Genomic DNA, 17,282 nt, shown 5'->3' on the forward strand with positions numbered 1-17,282 from the left:
GATGAGCAAAGACTTTACGCATTCAGTGATCATCTTGATCATCACCACCGTTGTTGTGGCTTCCTTCTCTCTTGCAGTTTGGGTGGTGCCTAACATCCTGCGTACTGACGACATCGCCAAAGGCAGTTTAGCGAAGCCGTTAACCGCGTTGGAGCTTGCTGGTCGCGATATCTACATCAGCGAAGGTTGCCATGTGTGCCACACGCAGATGGTTCGCCCGCTAGAACCCGAAATCAAACGTAACGGACGCGCTAACCAAGAGTCCGATGATATTTACGAGTTTCCTAACTTGTGGGGCTCCAAACGCACAGGCCCAGACCTAACCAATCTTGGACGTAAGTATTCGGACCAATGGCATGTATTGCATCTTATCGACCCACGCCAAGTCGTTCCGACATCCATCATGCCAGCTTATCCTTGGTTGTTTGAGCAGACGTTGTCTGGTAACGCCATTGGTAACAAGATGGAAACGCTCCGTACGTTGGGCGTGCCCTACACCGACCAAGAGATCTCAGACGCGCGATTACAAATACGCGGTAAAACCAAAGGGGAAGCTCTGATTCGTTATCTTCAAAGCCTTGGTCAAGACACAGCACAGGAGGTGGCACAATGAGCACATTCTGGAACTGGTGGGCAATTGCCGCCACGATTGTCTTCTTCATATTGATGGTGTCTGTCATCGTCAAATATTGGCGTAGCAACCATAAAGCAGACCAAGACCATACCATCGCCTCCTTTGATGGCATTGATGAAAAAGACGCACCGCCACCCAAGTTACTGTTTGCCAGTTACGCGGTCGCCTTTCTGTTGTCAGCAGGATACCTAGTGTTATATCCGGGCTTGGGCGAATGGAAAGGTTTGGCGAATTACGATCAAAGTGACGATAAACTCAGCGCACCGTCAACGACGCTTGATGAACAATTTAGCCAAGTTACGGACATGTCGCTCGACGCATTGGCACAAAACGACGATATCGTCCGCTCTGGTCGAATCCTGTTTCAAACCCATTGCGCCGCTTGTCACCGAGACAACGCTCAGGGCCAAAAGCACTTCCCTAACCTGATCGATAAAGAATGGATGTATGGCGGCGATGACGAAGCTCTGATTCACTCTATCGCCAAAGGTCGTAACGGCGCCATGCCGGGTTGGGTAGAGGTCATGAGGAAAGACGAAGTCGACAAAGTCGCCTATTACCTTGCATCCCTTAATCAGCGCCACAGTGACGTGCCAGAAGTGAAAGTTGAATTAGGTAAGAGTTTGTTCGTCGAATATTGCTCGTCATGTCATGGTGACGGCTCTATAGCAAATCAACAAACGGGGGTGCCTGATCTATCAGACAGTGTCTGGCTACATGGCGGGAGCATCGAGGAGATTCAACACACCATCAATTACGGCTTAAACAACTTAATGCCTGCGTTTGAAAACCAACTTTCTGAGCACGAAATCCTCGCACTTGGTGCCTACATCCGTAAAGCGGGTGAAGAGCAAGAGCAGAAACTCGCAGCGCTTAATGCTGATTCAGTAAAACGCGGTGAGTACCTTGCCCATGCTGGGGACTGTGTGGCTTGTCACAGTGCTGAAGGTGGAGAACCTTTTGCGGGCGGTCTGCCGTTCGTTACCCCATTTGGCACCATCTACTCCACTAATATCACGCCCCATGCCAGCGCAGGTATCGGTGAGTATGATTATGATGACTTCCGAGATGCGCTTGTGAAGGGGAAAGGCAAACATGGTTACCTGTACCCTGCTATGCCCTACACGTCTTATCAATACCTCACGGAACAAGATATGACGGATTTGTGGGAATTCATGCAATCTATCCCTGCGGTAGCTCGTCGTAACGATGAAAACCATATGATGTTCCCATCTAACATCCGTCTTGGTTTGCTGGGCTGGAATATTGTCTTTATGGATACCGACCCAATCGACTACAGCTTGCCTCAAGAACTTGAAGGACACGTGGAAGATGTTGAGAAGTGGCAGAAAGGCAAATATTGGGTAGCAGGCTTAGGACACTGCTCAGAGTGCCACACACCGCGCAACATTGCTCAAGCCCTAATTCCTGAGCGTATCTTCCAAGGTAACTTGATAGACGGCTGGAATGCGCCTGACATTACCTCAACAGAGTTGTACGTTGGTGGTTGGGATGAAAAGACGTTGACCGACTTCTTACACACTGGTCATTCAGACAAAGGCACCGCGTTTGCCGGGATGGCGGATGTCGTGAAGAATAGCTTGAGTTTAATGACGCGTGAAGACATTGAATCCATGTCCTACTACTTGCTCAGTGGCGATGTGAACAACTTTATTGCCGCCGACGCTGTACCACTAGAACCTAAAGGGTTCGATGACGCCGCCTATCAAGACCCAATCTACACTGTCTACAAACAGACTTGTGGCGCTTGTCACGGCAACGATGGTAAAGGGCGAGATCCAATAGCGCCAACACTGCTAAATAACGGCATCATCATGCACAGCGACCCGTTCAACACCATTGCGGTAACTGTGCGAGGCTTGCAACCTACCTACATTGATCCAGAGCGTAATTTCATGCCGATGGCGAGCTTTGAGGACATCCTCTCCGACGCACGTTTAGCAGAGTTAATTACCTTTGTGCGTAAACACCTTGGAGACCAGCAAACACCAGTCACAGCAGCTGACGTTCGTGATGTGAGGGAAACCTTGGAGGAAGCGGGTTACGCAGGCGGCCTGCACACCACACCGGAGATGTACGACAGACGCGACAACAACATACACATCAAGTAACACAGCACCGAAAGAACGTGTTGTTTCGTTAAACATAAAAAAAGCCCTTTCCGGTTGGAAAGGGCTTTGACTTAGTTCCCAAAATTTTTGCCGTTTTACAGCAGTTCCACCGACTGTTGAGCGATAACCCACTCTTCATTGGTAGGAATAACTAGCGCTTTCGCACCAAGTAACTCAGATGTAGCAACAACACCTGCGTTACCAAATCGTGCATCTTCGTTGCCTTTCACATCTTCAACGAAACCAAGCAGTTTTAGGTTGCTTAGGATTTCGCGACGGATTGGCATAGAGTTTTCACCGATACCGCCTGTGAAGATGATGCCGTCGAATGAATCAAGAGCAGCAAGGTAAGACGCAATGTATTTAGACACACGGTATGTAAACACTTGGAATGCTAGAGCAGCGCCTTCGTGGCCCTCTTCCATCGCTTCCAAAATACCGCGTGCATCGCTTGTTAGGCCAGACACACCTAAGAAGCCAGAAGCTTTGTTCAATGAGTTGAACACTTTCTCTTGAGACCAACCTTTCTTTAGAAGGTACTCAATGATGCCAGGGTCTAGGTCACCACAACGTGTGCCCATCATTAGACCAGACAGTGGCGTGAAGCCCATAGATGTATCTACAGATTCGCCGTTGTTGATTGCACAAACAGAAGCACCGTTACCTAGGTGAACAGAGATGAAGCTCGATTCTTCAACCGGCTTGTTAATCATCTTCGCAGCTTCGCGACTTACAAAGTAGTGGCTAGTGCCGTGGAAACCGTAACGACGGATACCGAAGTCTGTGTAAAGTTCTTTCGCGATTGCACCTGTGAATGCGCGTTGAGGCATTGTTTGGTGGAACGCAGTATCAAACACAGCAAACTGAGGAAGGCTTGGAAACGCTTCAACAGCAGCACGAATACCGATAGCACCTGCAGGGTTATGTAGTGGAGCAAGATCCGCAAGTTTTTCGATTTCCGCAGTCACTTCTTCAGTGATACGCACAGTTTGAGTGAATTTCTCACCACCGTGAACGATACGGTGCCCCACAGCAACGATGTCTTGAGCTAGACCTAACTCTTCGGTTAAACCTACCAGCTTGCCAATAGCGATCTTGTGATGGCTATCATCGCCTTCGATTGCGATTTCCTTTTTCTCACCGTTGAATTTCCAGCTCATACGAGCGTCTGATAGACCAAAGCATTCGCCCAGACCACTTAGCACAGCATCGCCTGATTGAGAGTCGATTACTGCAAATTTTAGTGATGAGCTACCTGAGTTGATCACCAGTACAAACGAATTAGACATGAAATAGTTTCCTGTTGTGGAGCAGAGGTTTTGTAATTGCGCTTCCGCGCTGCGTACTTCTTGTTTGTGCCTTCTATTATTCAATAATTTTTTAATCTTTCAACTATCTTTTAGTGTTAGTTATTTAGTTGGACATTTTTTGTTGATCTATGACAAGTTTAGATTTTATTTGAAGACTAAAAAATATCTGTTGTTACAACAAATGTATGAATACTCATATTTGTACAAAACCAAAAGTATGAGCTAAGTTGTTTATAGGGGATTCAGAAGTTACAAACATATCAATAATTCGGAATAATAGCGTGCCCACATTTGCCTTTGTACTAGTTATCATAGGTCTACTTTTGCTCTGCTGGGGATGGCAGATGACAAAAAATATTTGCTCGAAAACCGACGTTCCGGGATGGATCGTACTGTTGGTTTTTATTACTGGGTTCATATTTGCCTATGCTGCTTTTCTTCACGAGATCATCAACAAGCCTGTTGCTACCTTGTTAGAAACGGGGCTTGCGCTACTGCTGCTAGGTGGCAGCATCTTCGTCGTGCTCGTTATCAAATGGAGTAATGATTCGATACACGAGCTACATGCAGTCGCGGAGCGAGAAAAACACAACGCTGTTCATGACGCTCTTACTGGCCTACCCAACCGAAAGTTTTGCTTTGAACAAATCGATAACCGAATCCTAGAAAGCGCCCCCTTCTCTGTCATACTTTTTGATGTAGTCAACTTTAAACAGATTAACGATGCTATGGGGCATTTCAGTGGAGACCAGCTACTCATCCAAATCGGTCAAAGATTACAAACTGAGTTGAGCGGAGACGACAAGATTTTCAGAGTCGGTGGCGACGAATTCGTTATTCTCACTTCGTGTGCTGAGTATGGTGCAGGTTCAAACTTAGTTGAGCGGCTAGATAGTGCGATGTCCCAACGCTTCAATCTCGGTGAATTTCAGGTCTCTTCTCGCGTGGTTTTTGGTTTGAGCACCTTTCCTTTCGATGCGGAGTCAAACGATCTTCTTATCAAGTGCGCAGACATCGCCATGTACCATGCAAAGCGTAATGGACAGTTGATGGCGTTTTATAACGAAGACATGAACGTCGGAGCCAAATATCAACTTGAAATTTCCTCTCGAATTCAATGCGCCCTAGAGAAAGAAGAGTTTCAGCTATATTACCAACCTCTGATCGATGCCCATACCAGCCTTGCTGTGGGGTTTGAAGCGGTGATCCGATGGCAAGATAGTAATGGAAAAAACATCTCTCCTAACGACTTTATTCCAATCGCTGAGCGGAGTAATCAGGTACATAACATTACAATGTGGGTACTAGACCAAGCAGAGAAGGACTTACTGAGCTTAATCGAACAAGGTATCCAGCTGCCTGTACACGTTAACCTATCAGCCAAAGATCTCTCCTCAAATCTCCTTTTCTCAAGGCTTGAGAAAATGCTGAGCGACAACCCTAGCTTTGAAAACCTAATTGGCCTTGAGATCACTGAAACGATGGCGATTGATCGTGTCTTGGAACTCAACCCACTTATTAACCAGATTAAGAGGCTGGGTATCAAGATTAGTTTGGATGATTTTGGGACTGGCTATTCTTCCCTTTCCCTATTGCGAGATTTACCTGTCGATCAGATCAAAATCGACCGCTCTTTCCTGAGCACCGCAAGCAAGACAGAAAGCACCCGCTCCATTGTCGAGAACACCATCGCCCTCGCCCATGGCTTAGGCTATTCGGTAGTCGCAGAAGGTGTACAAGATTTGGATACATTGCATTTCTTGCGCAGCAGAGGCTGTGACATCATTCAAGGCTACCTATTTTGCCCTGCACTGCCGCTGAATGAAGTCATTAACTGGGTAAACAACCACGACGAAGAACAAACCCATATTCGACGCGCATAAAAAAACCGAGCACTTGGCTCGGTTTTTAAATTCATCTAGCGATTAAGCAATTATGCTTCTTGTGAGCGACGACCACGGCCGTGACCACGTTCACCACGGTGTGCACCACGGTGATCACCACCACGGTTGCGGTCGAAACGACGTTCGCCACCTTCACGGTTACCATCGCGGTTGCCGTCACGGTTACCACGGAAGCCACCTTCGCGACGACCGCCTTCACGACGACCACCTTCGCGGTTGCCATCACGGTTACCACGGTAACCGCCGCCATCACGACGACCGCCATCGCGACGACCACCGTCACGGCGACCACCACGAGACTCACGGAAGTCATCGAAGTCACATACTACAGCACCAACATCTTGTTGACGGATACGTAGCTTGCTTAGTTTGTTCGCTGCGTCTGAAGTCATTGCTTTAGGTAGCTGTACGAATGTGTGACCTTGCGCTAGCTTAATCGCACCGATAGAACCTTTGCCTAGACCTAGTTCGTTTGCTAGAGCGCCAACGATGTCTTTAACTTGAACGCCTTGCTCGCGACCAACTTGAAGCTGGTAAGTATCCCAGTCTTGGTTGTTGAAGTTACGACCGCCGTCACGACCACCTTCACGGCGCTCTTTACGACGTTGCTTGTCACGTTCAATCGCTTCTACCATTGGGTCTTCGCCAATGTAGAATAGAGGACGTTTACCTTGCTGACGCTTAAGAAGCATTGCAGCAAGCATCGCTGGATCGATTTCTAGAGAAGTTTGTAGTTTCTCTACAAGCTCAGCGAACTTGTCTAGTGCTTTGTGCTCTTTCTCTGCTTCCAGTTCAGCCGCTAGCTTGTTTAGACGAGCTTCTGCAACTTGGTCACGTAGAGGAAGTTGGATTTCTTCCATAGATGACTTAGTTACGCGCTCGATAGTGCGAAGCATACGGATTTGGTTAGTGCGAACTAGAAGGATCGCTTTACCTTTACGTCCAGCACGGCCAGTACGACCGATACGGTGAATGTAAGATTCAACATCGAATGGGATGTCGTAGTTAAATACGTGAGTAATACGTGGAACATCAAGACCACGAGCTACAACGTCAGTTGCAACTAGGATGTCGATAACACCTTGTTTGATGTGATCAACAGTACGCTCACGTAGAGACTGAGGAATATCACCGTGCAGTGCAGCAGCTTTAAAGCCACGTGCAGATAGCCAATCAGCTAGACGCTCAGTGTCTTGACGAGTACGTACGAATACGATTGACGCGTCAGTTTCTTCAGTTTCAAGAAGACGAGACATAGCTTCATCTTTCTCTACACCCTTCACTACCCAGAACTGTTGTTGAACTTTGTCAACAGTGTGGTTTTTACCAGCAACGTCTACCGTTACAGGATCGCGTAGGAAGCGCTCAACAATGTTTTTCAGCATTGGAGGCATAGTTGCAGAGAACAGAACGCGTTGAGCTGATTCAGGAGCGTGCTCCATGATCGCAGTTACGTCGTCCACGAAACCCATGTTTAGCATTTCGTCCGCTTCATCAAGTACGAAAGTATTTACTTCGTCTAGATGTAGACGTTCACGGTTGATAAGGTCTTGAACACGGCCAGGAGTACCAACAACAACGTGAGCACCACTTTTTAGTGCACGCATTTGATCCACGATAGATGCACCACCGTAGATCTCTAGAACTTTAAGACCCTTGATGTTTTTACCAAGGTTTTTCATTTCAGCCGCAACCTGAATCGCTAGCTCACGTGTTGGAGCAAGTACGATTGCTTGTGGTTTGCGTTGATCAAGATCTAGCTTGTTTAGAAGAGGCAGAGAGAATGCTGCCGTTTTACCTGTACCCGTCTGTGCTTTACCCAGCGCGTCAGCACCTTCCAACAGGTGTGGGATTGCCGCAGCCTGAATTGGAGTTGGTGACACGAAACCCATTCCGTCTAGAGCAGAAAGGATAGAATCATTCAGAGATAAATCGCTGAATTGAATAACAGAATCTTGCATTGGGATCCTACTTAATTAAACAAAAAAACAGTCCCATATGCTCTTCCAATTCGATACTGATCCATCCGTTTACTAAATCCGTTCAGACAGGAGCTAGTACAGTACACAACCGCGATAAGCCATTAGGGACGACTAAGGGAGGCGGATTATTCCTTAAATGCATAAAAAAAGCTAGAAAAAATTGAATTACATCACAATTTATTCTCACTAATGGTATTATTCGCATAAATTTCCACCTCTCCCCCCATTCTCCGGAGAGAAAAGCACCAGTACGCCGTTCAATTCATCAATAATTCACAGCGAATTTGTGTGCTTTAGGTAGTAATAATAGTGCGCAATGATTATAGTGTGCCCAATTCCATTGGTAAGTTAAGAAAAGATGTTTCAAGATAACCCGCTATTAGCTCAGCTTAAGCAGCAAATCCAAGAAAACCTGCCTAAAAAAGAAGGCTCAATCAAAGCAACCGATAAAGGCTTTGGCTTCCTGGAAGTGGACAGCAAAACCAGCTTCTTCATCCCACCAGCGTACATGAAAAAGTGCATGCACGGCGACAAAGTCGTTGCCATTATCCGCACTGAAAACGAACGTGAAGTCGCAGAACCACAAGAGCTGCTAGAACAAGCCGTAACTCGCTTCATTGGCCGAGTAAAAATGTTCAAAGGCAAGCTAAACGTTGCACCTGATCACCCACAGCTTAAAAAGCTCTCTCTTAAAGCGAAACTAAAGAAAGGCCTAAAACCTGACGAGTTCGTAGAAGGTGATTGGGTTGTTGCGCATCTTATTCGCCACCCGCTTAAAGGCGATAACTCCTTCTTCGTAGAAATTTCTGAGAAGATTACCGATGCAAACGACAAGATTGCGCCATGGTGGGTAACGCTAGCGCAAAACGATCTACCGAACTCTGAGCCAGCAGGCATCGAGAACTGGGAACTAAAAGACGACGCGGATCTAGAACGCGTAGACATGACTCACGTTCCTTTCGTGACTATCGATGGTGAATCAACCAAAGATATGGACGATGCACTGTACGCGAAGAAAACAGAATCTGGCGACTTCGAACTCACTATCGCAATCGCAGACCCAACGGCGTACATCACACCTGAAGATGACATGGATAAAGTCGCGCGTGAACGTGGCTACACTATCTACCTACCAGGTCGTAACATCCCAATGCTACCTCGCGATCTAGCGGACAACTTGTGTTCTCTAATCGAAGGTGAAGTCCGCCCTGCTATCTGCTGTACAGTAACAGTAAACAAAGATGGTGTGATTGGTGATGACATTAACTTCTTCGCAGCCAACATCAAATCACATGCTCGTCTAGCATACGACAACGTATCTGATTGGCTAGAAAACGGCAGCTCGGATAAATGGCAACCGTCAGAAGAGATCGCGACTATCGTTCGTGACCTATACGATTTCTCTCGCGCCCGTGCTGAATGGCGTGAAAAGAACGCAGTTGTGTTCCCAGACCGTCCTGACTACCGCTTCGAACTAAGCGAAGACAACGACGTTGTTGCGATCCACGCTGACATGCGTCGTAGCGCAAACCGCCTTGTTGAAGAGTCAATGATCACAGCAAACATCTGTGCGGGTCGTACACTACGCGAGAAATTTGAAACAGGCGTATTCAACACACACGCTGGCTTCAAAGCTGAGAAAATTGAAGAAGTGGTTGAACTGGTAAACCCAGAGGGCGCACTAGAGTTCACTGCTGAATCTATCGCAACACTAGAAGGCTTCGCAGCACTTCGTCGTTGGTTAGGTGAGCAAGAGACCTCATACTTAGATAACCGCATTCGCAAGTTCCAAACGTACAGCGAAGTGGGCAATCAACCTCTTCCTCATTACGCAATGGGTCTTGATATCTACGCGACTTGGACTTCACCAATCCGTAAATACGGTGACATGATCAACCACCGCATGCTAAAAGCAGTCATTTTGAACAAAGAACCTGTTCAAAAACCAGACGATGAAGTGGGCGAAGAGCTGGCTCTGCACCGTAAACATCACAAAATTGCCGAGCGAAACGTATCAGATTGGCTATACGCACGTACTCTTGCGGAAGAGCCAAGCAAACAAACGTGTTTCACAGGTGAGATTTTTGATATTAATCGTGCTGGTGCACGTGTTCGACTTCTCGAAAATGGCGCAGCGGCCTTTATTCCTGGTAGCTTGATTCTTGATAATAAAGAAAGAATTGAGTGTAACGGCGACAACGGTACCATTTCTATCGATAAAGAAGTGGTATACAAGTTAGGTGATACATTGGAAATCGTTCTAGCGGACGTGAACCAAGAGAACCGCAGCATCGTTGCAAAGCCAACCCAGGTATTTGCTGATAAACCAGCAACACAAGCAGAAGAAACTGTAAGTGAATAATACCGATTGAAGTTTAAAGGCGCTCAAGTGAGCGCCTTTTTTATACGTCATGCAAGAAAGATAAGAACGAATATGCCGAACATTGAGATCATTCGCTTTAATCACTTCACTGCTCGCAAAAGTGAACGCTACACCGCCACCCACAATGGCTTATATGTTGTTGAAGAAGGCTCACTCATCATTAACCAGCCAAGTGGTGAGCGAATTGAATTAAACGCCGGAGACTTCACCCTTTATAACTCCGCAGACCTACGTAGTGCCGAAGCCAAGCCCGGCGTGTTCAAGGCCGTAGCGCTAGTGTTTGATATTGGCTTGTTCAGCGAGTTTAAATCTGCCCATCCGGGCGTACAGTCAGAAACAGAAGAACGCCGCTTCTACCCTTTTTCTTCTGAAAACCAATCCTCGATTGCAAAGCTTAAAGACGCGTTAATCGAGTTAGCGGACAATAAAGCACCGCAATACGCTCAAGGTCATATTGCGCTTTCACTACTATCACTGATGGTCGAATTACAGCCAGACATTCTATCTATCATTGATGACGCAAGCAGCCTCACCGCGTCTCAGAAGGCGATCAAGTACATTGAGAAGAACATCGAGAAAGACATCACATTAGAAGCGCTAGCAACGCACATGAGCATGTCTATCGCGACATTGAAACGCAGACTGGCTGCCGAAAACCTCTCTTTCTCGCACATATTGAAGGTGAAACGCATCAACCACGCAGCAACGCAACTGCGTGTGTCACAGAAGTCGATTACTCAAATTGCATTTGAATCTGGCTTTAAGAGTGCCGCACACTTTAGTACCGCGTTTAAATCGATTTACAGCATTACGCCTAAAGAGTTTCGTAGCCAAATTGCGAAGTAACGCATGGCATGGCATGGCACGAAACGGTGACAGGATTAACGGATAGAGTATTCACAGATAGAGGATTAACAGATAGAAACGGTTGTTAGTCCCAGAAACACGCTTGAGGATCGCTCTCTAATTCGGCGAGAAGCACCTCAAGCGTTTCACTCATTGGTAGCCTTTCATAAGGTACCCACACCAGCTCTTCCCCACGATACGTTGGCACGTAGAAACACCAAAGCTGAGTGTTGGCATCAAACAGGATTTTAGCAATGGGAGACGTATATTCACTGTGCTGTGAATCAAGCAAGAAGTGCGCATGATAAAGCTCAACACCGTTCTCTATGGGTTCGTACAAGCATTTGCCTAGCGCTTCTACCGGCAAATTGACATTGCGCCTAGCGCAGAGCGTTTGAACCAATTTGTGCAGACGACTGGTCGCCATTTGAGACACGGACATGAGCCTACTCCTGATATGTTGTTCTTAGTATATACCCAAGTACCTGAGAGAGGCAGAAATCACCATCGAGGCATGCGCTCGCTCAAGGCTAGAATAACACTCCATTTAACGACGAAAAGCTAACTGCGTCACCTCTTGTGTTTCAAATCGGTAAAAGCTGCCCTTCGCATATTATTGATAGCTATCCGTTTAAAGCGAGAGCAATCGATCATTCACTATGGATATCGATGCGCATTCACAAAAGTGTAACCTGAACGAAATATGATGAGCGCTGCTTTATACCGTATTTGGAGTTCAATATGTTACGTCTTTCTGTGGCGACTTTACTAGCCATGGCTCTGTCCCTTCCTTCTGCTATGGCAAAAGAAGTCAATATTTCCGGTTCTACCTCTGTTGCACGCGTAATGGATGTATTGGCTGAAGAATATAATAAAACGCATCCTGACGATTACATTGCCGTACAGGGCATTGGTTCAAGCGCAGGTATCACGATGGTGAACAAGGGCGTGGTTGAGATTGGAATGAGCTCGCGCTACTTAACAGAAAGAGAGAAAGGCGAAGACCTCAACGTATTCCCTATCGCTTACGATGGCCTTGCTGTTGTTGTTAACCGCACTAACTCTGTCACCAACCTTTCGGAGCAACAGCTGTTTGATATCTACAAAGGTAAAATCGACAATTGGAAACAAGTCGGCGGTGCAGACCAACCCATTGCCGTGGTCACACGTGAAGCGTCTTCTGGCTCTCGCTATAGCTTTGAAAGCTTGCTAGGCCTTACTAAGGTCATCAACGACCGTTTAGTATCGGACATCAACCCAAACAACCTAGTGGTAAACAGCAACAGCATGGTTAAAACCATTGTTAACCACAACCCACACGCTATCGGCTTTATCTCCGTCGGCTCAGTGGATCGCTCAATAAAAGCGATTCAGTTTGAAGGTACCGAACCAACCGCAAACAACATCGCCAACCACAAATACAAACTGGCTCGCCCTTTCTTAGTTCTGTACAAAGTAGATGGTTTGGATAACGCAGGCAAAGAGTTCGTGAAGTTCCTGAAATCGGAACAAGGCCAAAAAGCGATTGCCGATTACGGCTACACACCAGTGAAAAGCTTTAATCAATAAAACGCAAACATAAAAAAAGAGAGCCAAATCCGGCTCTCTTTTTTGTTTGAATCTTTGAATTCGATTAGAAGTGCAATTGAATCACTGAAACAACCACAGCACCAGGTCGACGCACACCTTCGATTTCTACTTTGATTTCACGCTCGATCTCAAGACCTTTCTTGATTGGCGTGATTTTAGTTAGCGTACTTGATGCACGAACGTTGTTACCCGCTTTCACTGGGTAAGGGAAACGCACTTGGTTCAGACCTAGGTTCACCACTAGCTTCGCCGTTGGGAACATTGGGTTTGATGGATCAACAGAGTCTGTCAGCTTAGGCAATAGCGCTAGCGTCAGGAAGCCGTGTGCGATCGTCGTTTTGAATGGAGACTCAGAAGCCGCTCGCTCAGGATCCGTGTGAATCCATTGCATATCTTCAGTTACAGAACCGAATTGGTTAATACGCTCTTGAGATACATGAACCCAATCACCCACGTGGATCACTTCACCCACCTTGTCGCTTAGCTCATCAAATAGAACTTGCGCTTCTGGCTTAAGCACGATCGGCTCAGGTTGAGGGATCACTTCTTCGTTCACAGCAGGTTGCTGGTGATCGCGTACTTTAGAAAATAAGAAGCTGCTTTGTGCTCGACCTAAGAAGTCACTCCAGTAATCGCGTAGCGTTGGAGACATCCAATTCATAAACTCTGATTGGTGAGCAGAAATCGCACCAACTTTGTCTTTAAATAGATTCGTGACTTTCATAAAAACCCTTAGATAAATTCAGCACAACTGGCTATACCAGTTAATTTTGAATTAGTTCACAATATGTTGCAAACACTTTCGGGCGAACACATGTTTACTCAAAGTCATTTAGTTCTTACTTTTCATAAAGATAGTAATAAAACACTATTTTATTAAGTAACCACAACATAAAGTAAATACTCTACAAAATGCTGTAACAATCGCCCTTTTGGGCATTCCATCGCACTGCTTCCGTCTTTAGGTGTGACCACAAAACAAGCAATCAGTTCTTTTTCATTAAAACAATGCTTTACAACGTTTCTGCCTCACCCTATTATACGTCCCGCAACGGAGAGATGGCTGAGTGGTTGAAAGCACCGGTCTTGAAAACCGGCATACGTTAATAGCGTATCTAGGGTTCAAATCCCTATCTCTCCGCCACATTCCAGTAAAGAGCCCGCTGAGAGATTAGCGGGCTTTTTCGTATTTCAGTGCTTTAAAGGGATTAGCCCAAATCCCTCCTTGAATGCAAGCCCAGACTAGGCGTCCCCGAACTCCCCCACATTTAGAAAGCCTGTTGAGAAATCAACGGGCTTTCGTCGTTTTGACGCTTGGAAAATTGCGGGATTTCTAAACCCCTAGTCGTGTGCGACCCCGGCGCTCCAGCAATGACTGTCCTCTTTTAGTCTCTTCTAGATTTACCTACCAAACTCGTACTTCTCGTTATTGTTGAAAATATCTGCACTTCTCCCTTTCTAAGCAGGCGTCAGACTTGTTATAACTAGACACAACATAACAATAAATCATGGAAGACAGACACAATGCCGATTCAGTTTCATCAGCTCACTGCCAACGCAAACACTTCTACCCTTTCTATTAATGATTGGCGGATTGAAACCGGGGAATCTTGGGGCATATTCAGCTCTGAGGGCGACATAGGTTCAATGCTTGGTGACTTGTTGTGTGGTGAGATAAAGCCTGAATCTGGTGAACTGAACATCGATGGTTACCGGATTGCTCAGGTATCTCTCTATGAGCAACAACGACTGCTGGAACTAGAGATAGAAAAAGACGACACCGATTTTCTCGACCGTATTGACCAAGGTAGTTCCGTTTCTCGCTTGATTTATGAAGCGTGTAAAGATGAAGCCCTCACGCAAGCTCTGATTGAAGACCTCGACTTATCGCATCTAGCAGAAAGCGGATTCAGAGTGCTATCAACGGGTGAAACACGACGAGTCATGCTTGCAAGAGCACTCGCAGTAAAACCCGATCTGGTGTTGTTAGACAACCCATTTACCGGTTTAGATGTCGCGCACCGTGCGTCATTAGCAACGTATCTCCAGACACTCTCTCAATCGGTACAAATGCTGATTACGTTTTCCCGTGAATCTGACATGCCCGACTGGATAGAACGTATTGCGCTGTTCAATGGTGGCAAACTCGATAGCACCATGGACCGACAGAGCTGGGATCAGCACCCTATCATTGCACAGATAAAAGCGCAGTCAGAAAAACAAAGCGAGGAGATGATGGCGCTGATTCGTCAGCATCAGCACTCGACGCATTTCGACAACCCTATCTTTGAGTTAAAGAACGGTAAGGTGGAATACACTGAGAAAACCATTTTCACCGATTTGAATTGGCGTATCGATAAAGGTCAACACTGGCAAGTTAAAGGCCCAAATGGCTGCGGAAAAAGCACATTACTAGGCCTGATCTTTGGTGATCATCCCCAATGTTACAGCAACGACATCCACATCTTTGGTAAAAAGCGTGGCAGTGGCGAGACCATTTGGGAAATTAAGCAGCACATTGGCATGGTGTCTTCAGCGTTACATCTCCAGTACCGCGTGAACTGCAGTGCATTAGAGGTGATTCTGTCGGGCTTTTATGACTCCATTGGACTGTATTCTCAGCCAAGCAAAAAAGAAATCAACATCGCGAAAGAGTGGCTGACGATTCTCCATATGGCGCAACACGAGAAGACCTCCTTTAAGCAACTAGAGTATGGTCAACAACGTTTACTGCTGATTGCTAGAGCAATAGTGAAACAGCCTACTCTGCTGATTTTGGACGAGCCTTATCAAGGCTTAGATTACTTAGGTCGAGTTCTTGTGAAAAATACACTAGAGCTAATCGCGAAAGAAAATCTAAGCCAACTTCTCTACGTTTCCCATTATCAAGAAGATGGCTTAGACAGCATTCAAAACTATCTTGAGTTTAAGTTCGATCAAGCGTCTCAATGTTACAAGGGGCACATCGAATAAACGTCTACTCTCTATTGCCAACCACTTCGGCATAAGGGAGTGGCTTGGCATAGAAGTAACCTTGGTGAATGTTCACCCCTAACGCTTTTAAGTGGTCCGCTTGCTCTTTTGTCTCTACGCCTTCTGCAACCAACTCAACACTTAAATCGCCAGCCAGCCTGACTATGGCGTGTAATACTGACGAATTAACACTCTCAATCCCAATAGTGTCGACAAAGCACTTATCGATTTTCAAGTAATCGACCTTCATGTGCTGTAATACGGCTAAGGCGGTTTGCCCTGTACCAAAATCATCGATAAGCACTTGAATACCGTGGACTCGCAGAGCAGCGATATGTTGAATGGCGTTACTGTCTATCAATTGCCTTTCGGTAATTTCAATCCCTAATTCGACGTTGTGTTGTTTTAAAGTACGATGAATGTTCTCAATTTTTCTTATCACATGGGAATCTGACAAATAACCAGGCGGTACATTGACGCCCAAATGTATCGGCTCTTCTAATTTAATTTTTGAGAAGTCTTCGCAGGCTTTATCCAACACAAAATCGGTTAGACTTTCTACCAACCCACTCTCTTCTGCCACAGGTACAAATTCATCCGGAGAGATAAAACCTCTCAGTTTATGCGGCCATCGAACCAATGCCTCATAACCAAAGACTTTGCCTGTTTGAGCATCCACTTGAGGTTGATAGTAGAGCTTCAATTCACGCTTTCTGATTGCTTTTTTAAGCTCAGAGACCATGTTGCGCTGTGGATCGATAAAGCGACGGACGAGGAAAATGAGGAAATAGAAAACCAATAAAATAGGAATGGAAGACAGTAAGTATGAGAAGCGTTGTTGCTCGACGTAATAGTCACTGGCCTCAATTAACCCTTCATAATCGAAACTGGTGGAGTGGTTGAGCGCAACTTCGTTCTCACCATCTTTCGTCGAATCCATTGGTGCAGACTCATCGCCAACAAAGATTGCAGTCCGCTTAAGTCTCAGGTCATTACGGTAGCCTATCGTGGCACCAAAATAGTCTCGGTCGACAATGGTGACCGCTTGATATTCTGGTTGAGCTTCACTCTTAGTGCTCAAGAACAAAACCTGATCTGGATAACCATTTACATGACCAAGTGACAAAGTCTCTGGGCGATACATTTGGATATAGTCATCCACAGGACGGGATATCGCGCCGAGCTTTGATGAACAGATAATCTGATCGCCTTTTACAATCAGCATCTCATCGATGTTACGTTCGAACATCAAGTTTTGTTGTAACACTTCACAGCGCTCAGGACGCAGCAATGCTGTGCGATTCTCAGTTTCAATCTGATGAAAGATCTCATCTGCTACTTGGATGTTCTTATCGAGAATATGGTCAAGGTTTCGTTGAATACTTTGATGCGCTAAGTAGAGCACTTCTGCCGCAACTAACGGTATAGGCAGAAGAAAAATAATGGCTTTTTTCAAAAGCTCTTTCTTTATCATTTGAATATTGTCTCTTCTGAATAAAATTAGGTAGCGAAAGAGTAAGTAATGCTT

General features: G+C 46.0%; 12 protein-coding genes and 1 tRNA gene. 8 read left to right on the forward strand and 5 right to left on the reverse strand.

The window, feature by feature from the left end; genetic code table 11:
- The first annotated feature begins 1 nt into the window (after position 1).
- Both KIO97_RS09060 and KIO97_RS09065 read left to right on the forward strand, forming a co-directional pair.
- Entirely contained in the window at positions 2 to 613 is a 612-nt protein-coding gene (locus KIO97_RS09060; RefSeq protein WP_038892584.1) for a cbb3-type cytochrome c oxidase subunit II, read from the forward strand.
- On the forward strand, positions 610 to 2,766 hold the full coding sequence (locus tag KIO97_RS09065; protein WP_285382085.1) for a c-type cytochrome: 2,157 nt from the start codon (positions 610 to 612) through the stop codon (positions 2,764 to 2,766). Before KIO97_RS09060 ends, KIO97_RS09065 begins: the two co-directional genes overlap by 4 nt.
- Positions 2,767 to 2,861: 95 nt before the next feature.
- Here the strand turns inward: KIO97_RS09065 and KIO97_RS09070 are convergent, their stop codons facing one another.
- Positions 2,862 to 4,055: an acetate/propionate family kinase gene (locus tag KIO97_RS09070; protein ID WP_005428703.1), complete on the reverse strand. Its 1,194-nt coding sequence runs from the start codon at positions 4,053 to 4,055 to the stop codon at positions 2,862 to 2,864.
- Between the two features lie 365 nt (positions 4,056 to 4,420).
- Here KIO97_RS09070 and KIO97_RS09075 point away from each other — a divergent pair, with 365 nt between their 5' ends.
- Positions 4,421 to 5,959 (forward strand): bifunctional diguanylate cyclase/phosphodiesterase, encoded by a 1,539-nt coding sequence (locus tag KIO97_RS09075; protein WP_285382087.1) that lies wholly within the window; start codon positions 4,421 to 4,423, stop codon positions 5,957 to 5,959.
- A gap of 50 nt (positions 5,960 to 6,009) precedes the next feature.
- Here KIO97_RS09075 and KIO97_RS09080 read toward each other — a convergent pair whose 3' ends face one another.
- On the reverse strand, positions 6,010 to 7,941 hold the full coding sequence (locus KIO97_RS09080; RefSeq protein WP_038892594.1) for a DEAD/DEAH box helicase: 1,932 nt from the start codon (positions 7,939 to 7,941) through the stop codon (positions 6,010 to 6,012).
- Between the two features lie 379 nt (positions 7,942 to 8,320).
- Between KIO97_RS09080 and rnb the strand changes: the two genes are divergently transcribed.
- Positions 8,321 to 10,324, forward strand: coding sequence for an exoribonuclease II (rnb, locus tag KIO97_RS09085; protein WP_285382089.1), 2,004 nt, complete (start codon positions 8,321 to 8,323; stop codon positions 10,322 to 10,324).
- Between the two features lie 72 nt (positions 10,325 to 10,396).
- Positions 10,397 to 11,191, forward strand: a complete 795-nt coding sequence (locus KIO97_RS09090) for an AraC family transcriptional regulator (protein ID WP_038892597.1) — start codon at positions 10,397 to 10,399, stop codon at positions 11,189 to 11,191.
- A gap of 85 nt (positions 11,192 to 11,276) precedes the next feature.
- Here the strand turns inward: KIO97_RS09090 and KIO97_RS09095 are convergent, their stop codons facing one another.
- Positions 11,277 to 11,633 carry a DUF3024 domain-containing protein gene (locus tag KIO97_RS09095; protein WP_045454709.1) on the reverse strand — a complete coding sequence of 119 codons (357 nt, stop codon included), beginning with the start codon at positions 11,631 to 11,633 and terminating at the stop codon, positions 11,277 to 11,279.
- 299 nt (positions 11,634 to 11,932) lie between these two features.
- On the opposite strand from KIO97_RS09095, the gene KIO97_RS09100 reads away from it, so the two are divergent.
- Positions 11,933 to 12,760: a phosphate ABC transporter substrate-binding protein gene (locus KIO97_RS09100; RefSeq protein WP_285382092.1), complete on the forward strand. Its 828-nt coding sequence runs from the start codon at positions 11,933 to 11,935 to the stop codon at positions 12,758 to 12,760.
- A gap of 64 nt (positions 12,761 to 12,824) precedes the next feature.
- On the opposite strand, the gene KIO97_RS09105 is transcribed toward KIO97_RS09100, so the two are convergent.
- Positions 12,825 to 13,505, reverse strand: a complete 681-nt coding sequence (locus KIO97_RS09105) for a MaoC family dehydratase (RefSeq protein WP_045373688.1) — start codon at positions 13,503 to 13,505, stop codon at positions 12,825 to 12,827.
- Positions 13,506 to 13,834: 329 nt separating this feature from the next.
- On the opposite strand from KIO97_RS09105, the gene KIO97_RS09110 reads away from it, so the two are divergent.
- Positions 13,835 to 13,925: transfer RNA gene (locus tag KIO97_RS09110), tRNA-Ser, on the forward strand.
- Positions 13,926 to 14,305: 380 nt separating this feature from the next.
- A complete protein-coding gene (gene modF, locus KIO97_RS09115; protein ID WP_285382094.1) occupies positions 14,306 to 15,754 on the forward strand; it encodes a molybdate ABC transporter ATP-binding protein ModF in 1,449 nt (482 codons plus the stop codon).
- Between the two features lie 4 nt (positions 15,755 to 15,758).
- On the opposite strand, the gene KIO97_RS09120 is transcribed toward modF, so the two are convergent.
- A complete protein-coding gene (locus tag KIO97_RS09120; protein ID WP_285382096.1) occupies positions 15,759 to 17,228 on the reverse strand; it encodes an EAL domain-containing protein in 1,470 nt (489 codons plus the stop codon).
- Positions 17,229 to 17,282 lie beyond the last annotated feature (54 nt).

Origin of the sequence: Vibrio sp. B181a, assembly GCF_030248375.1 — a bacterium.
In the GTDB taxonomy this organism is placed as follows: domain Bacteria; phylum Pseudomonadota; class Gammaproteobacteria; order Enterobacterales; family Vibrionaceae; genus Vibrio; species Vibrio campbellii.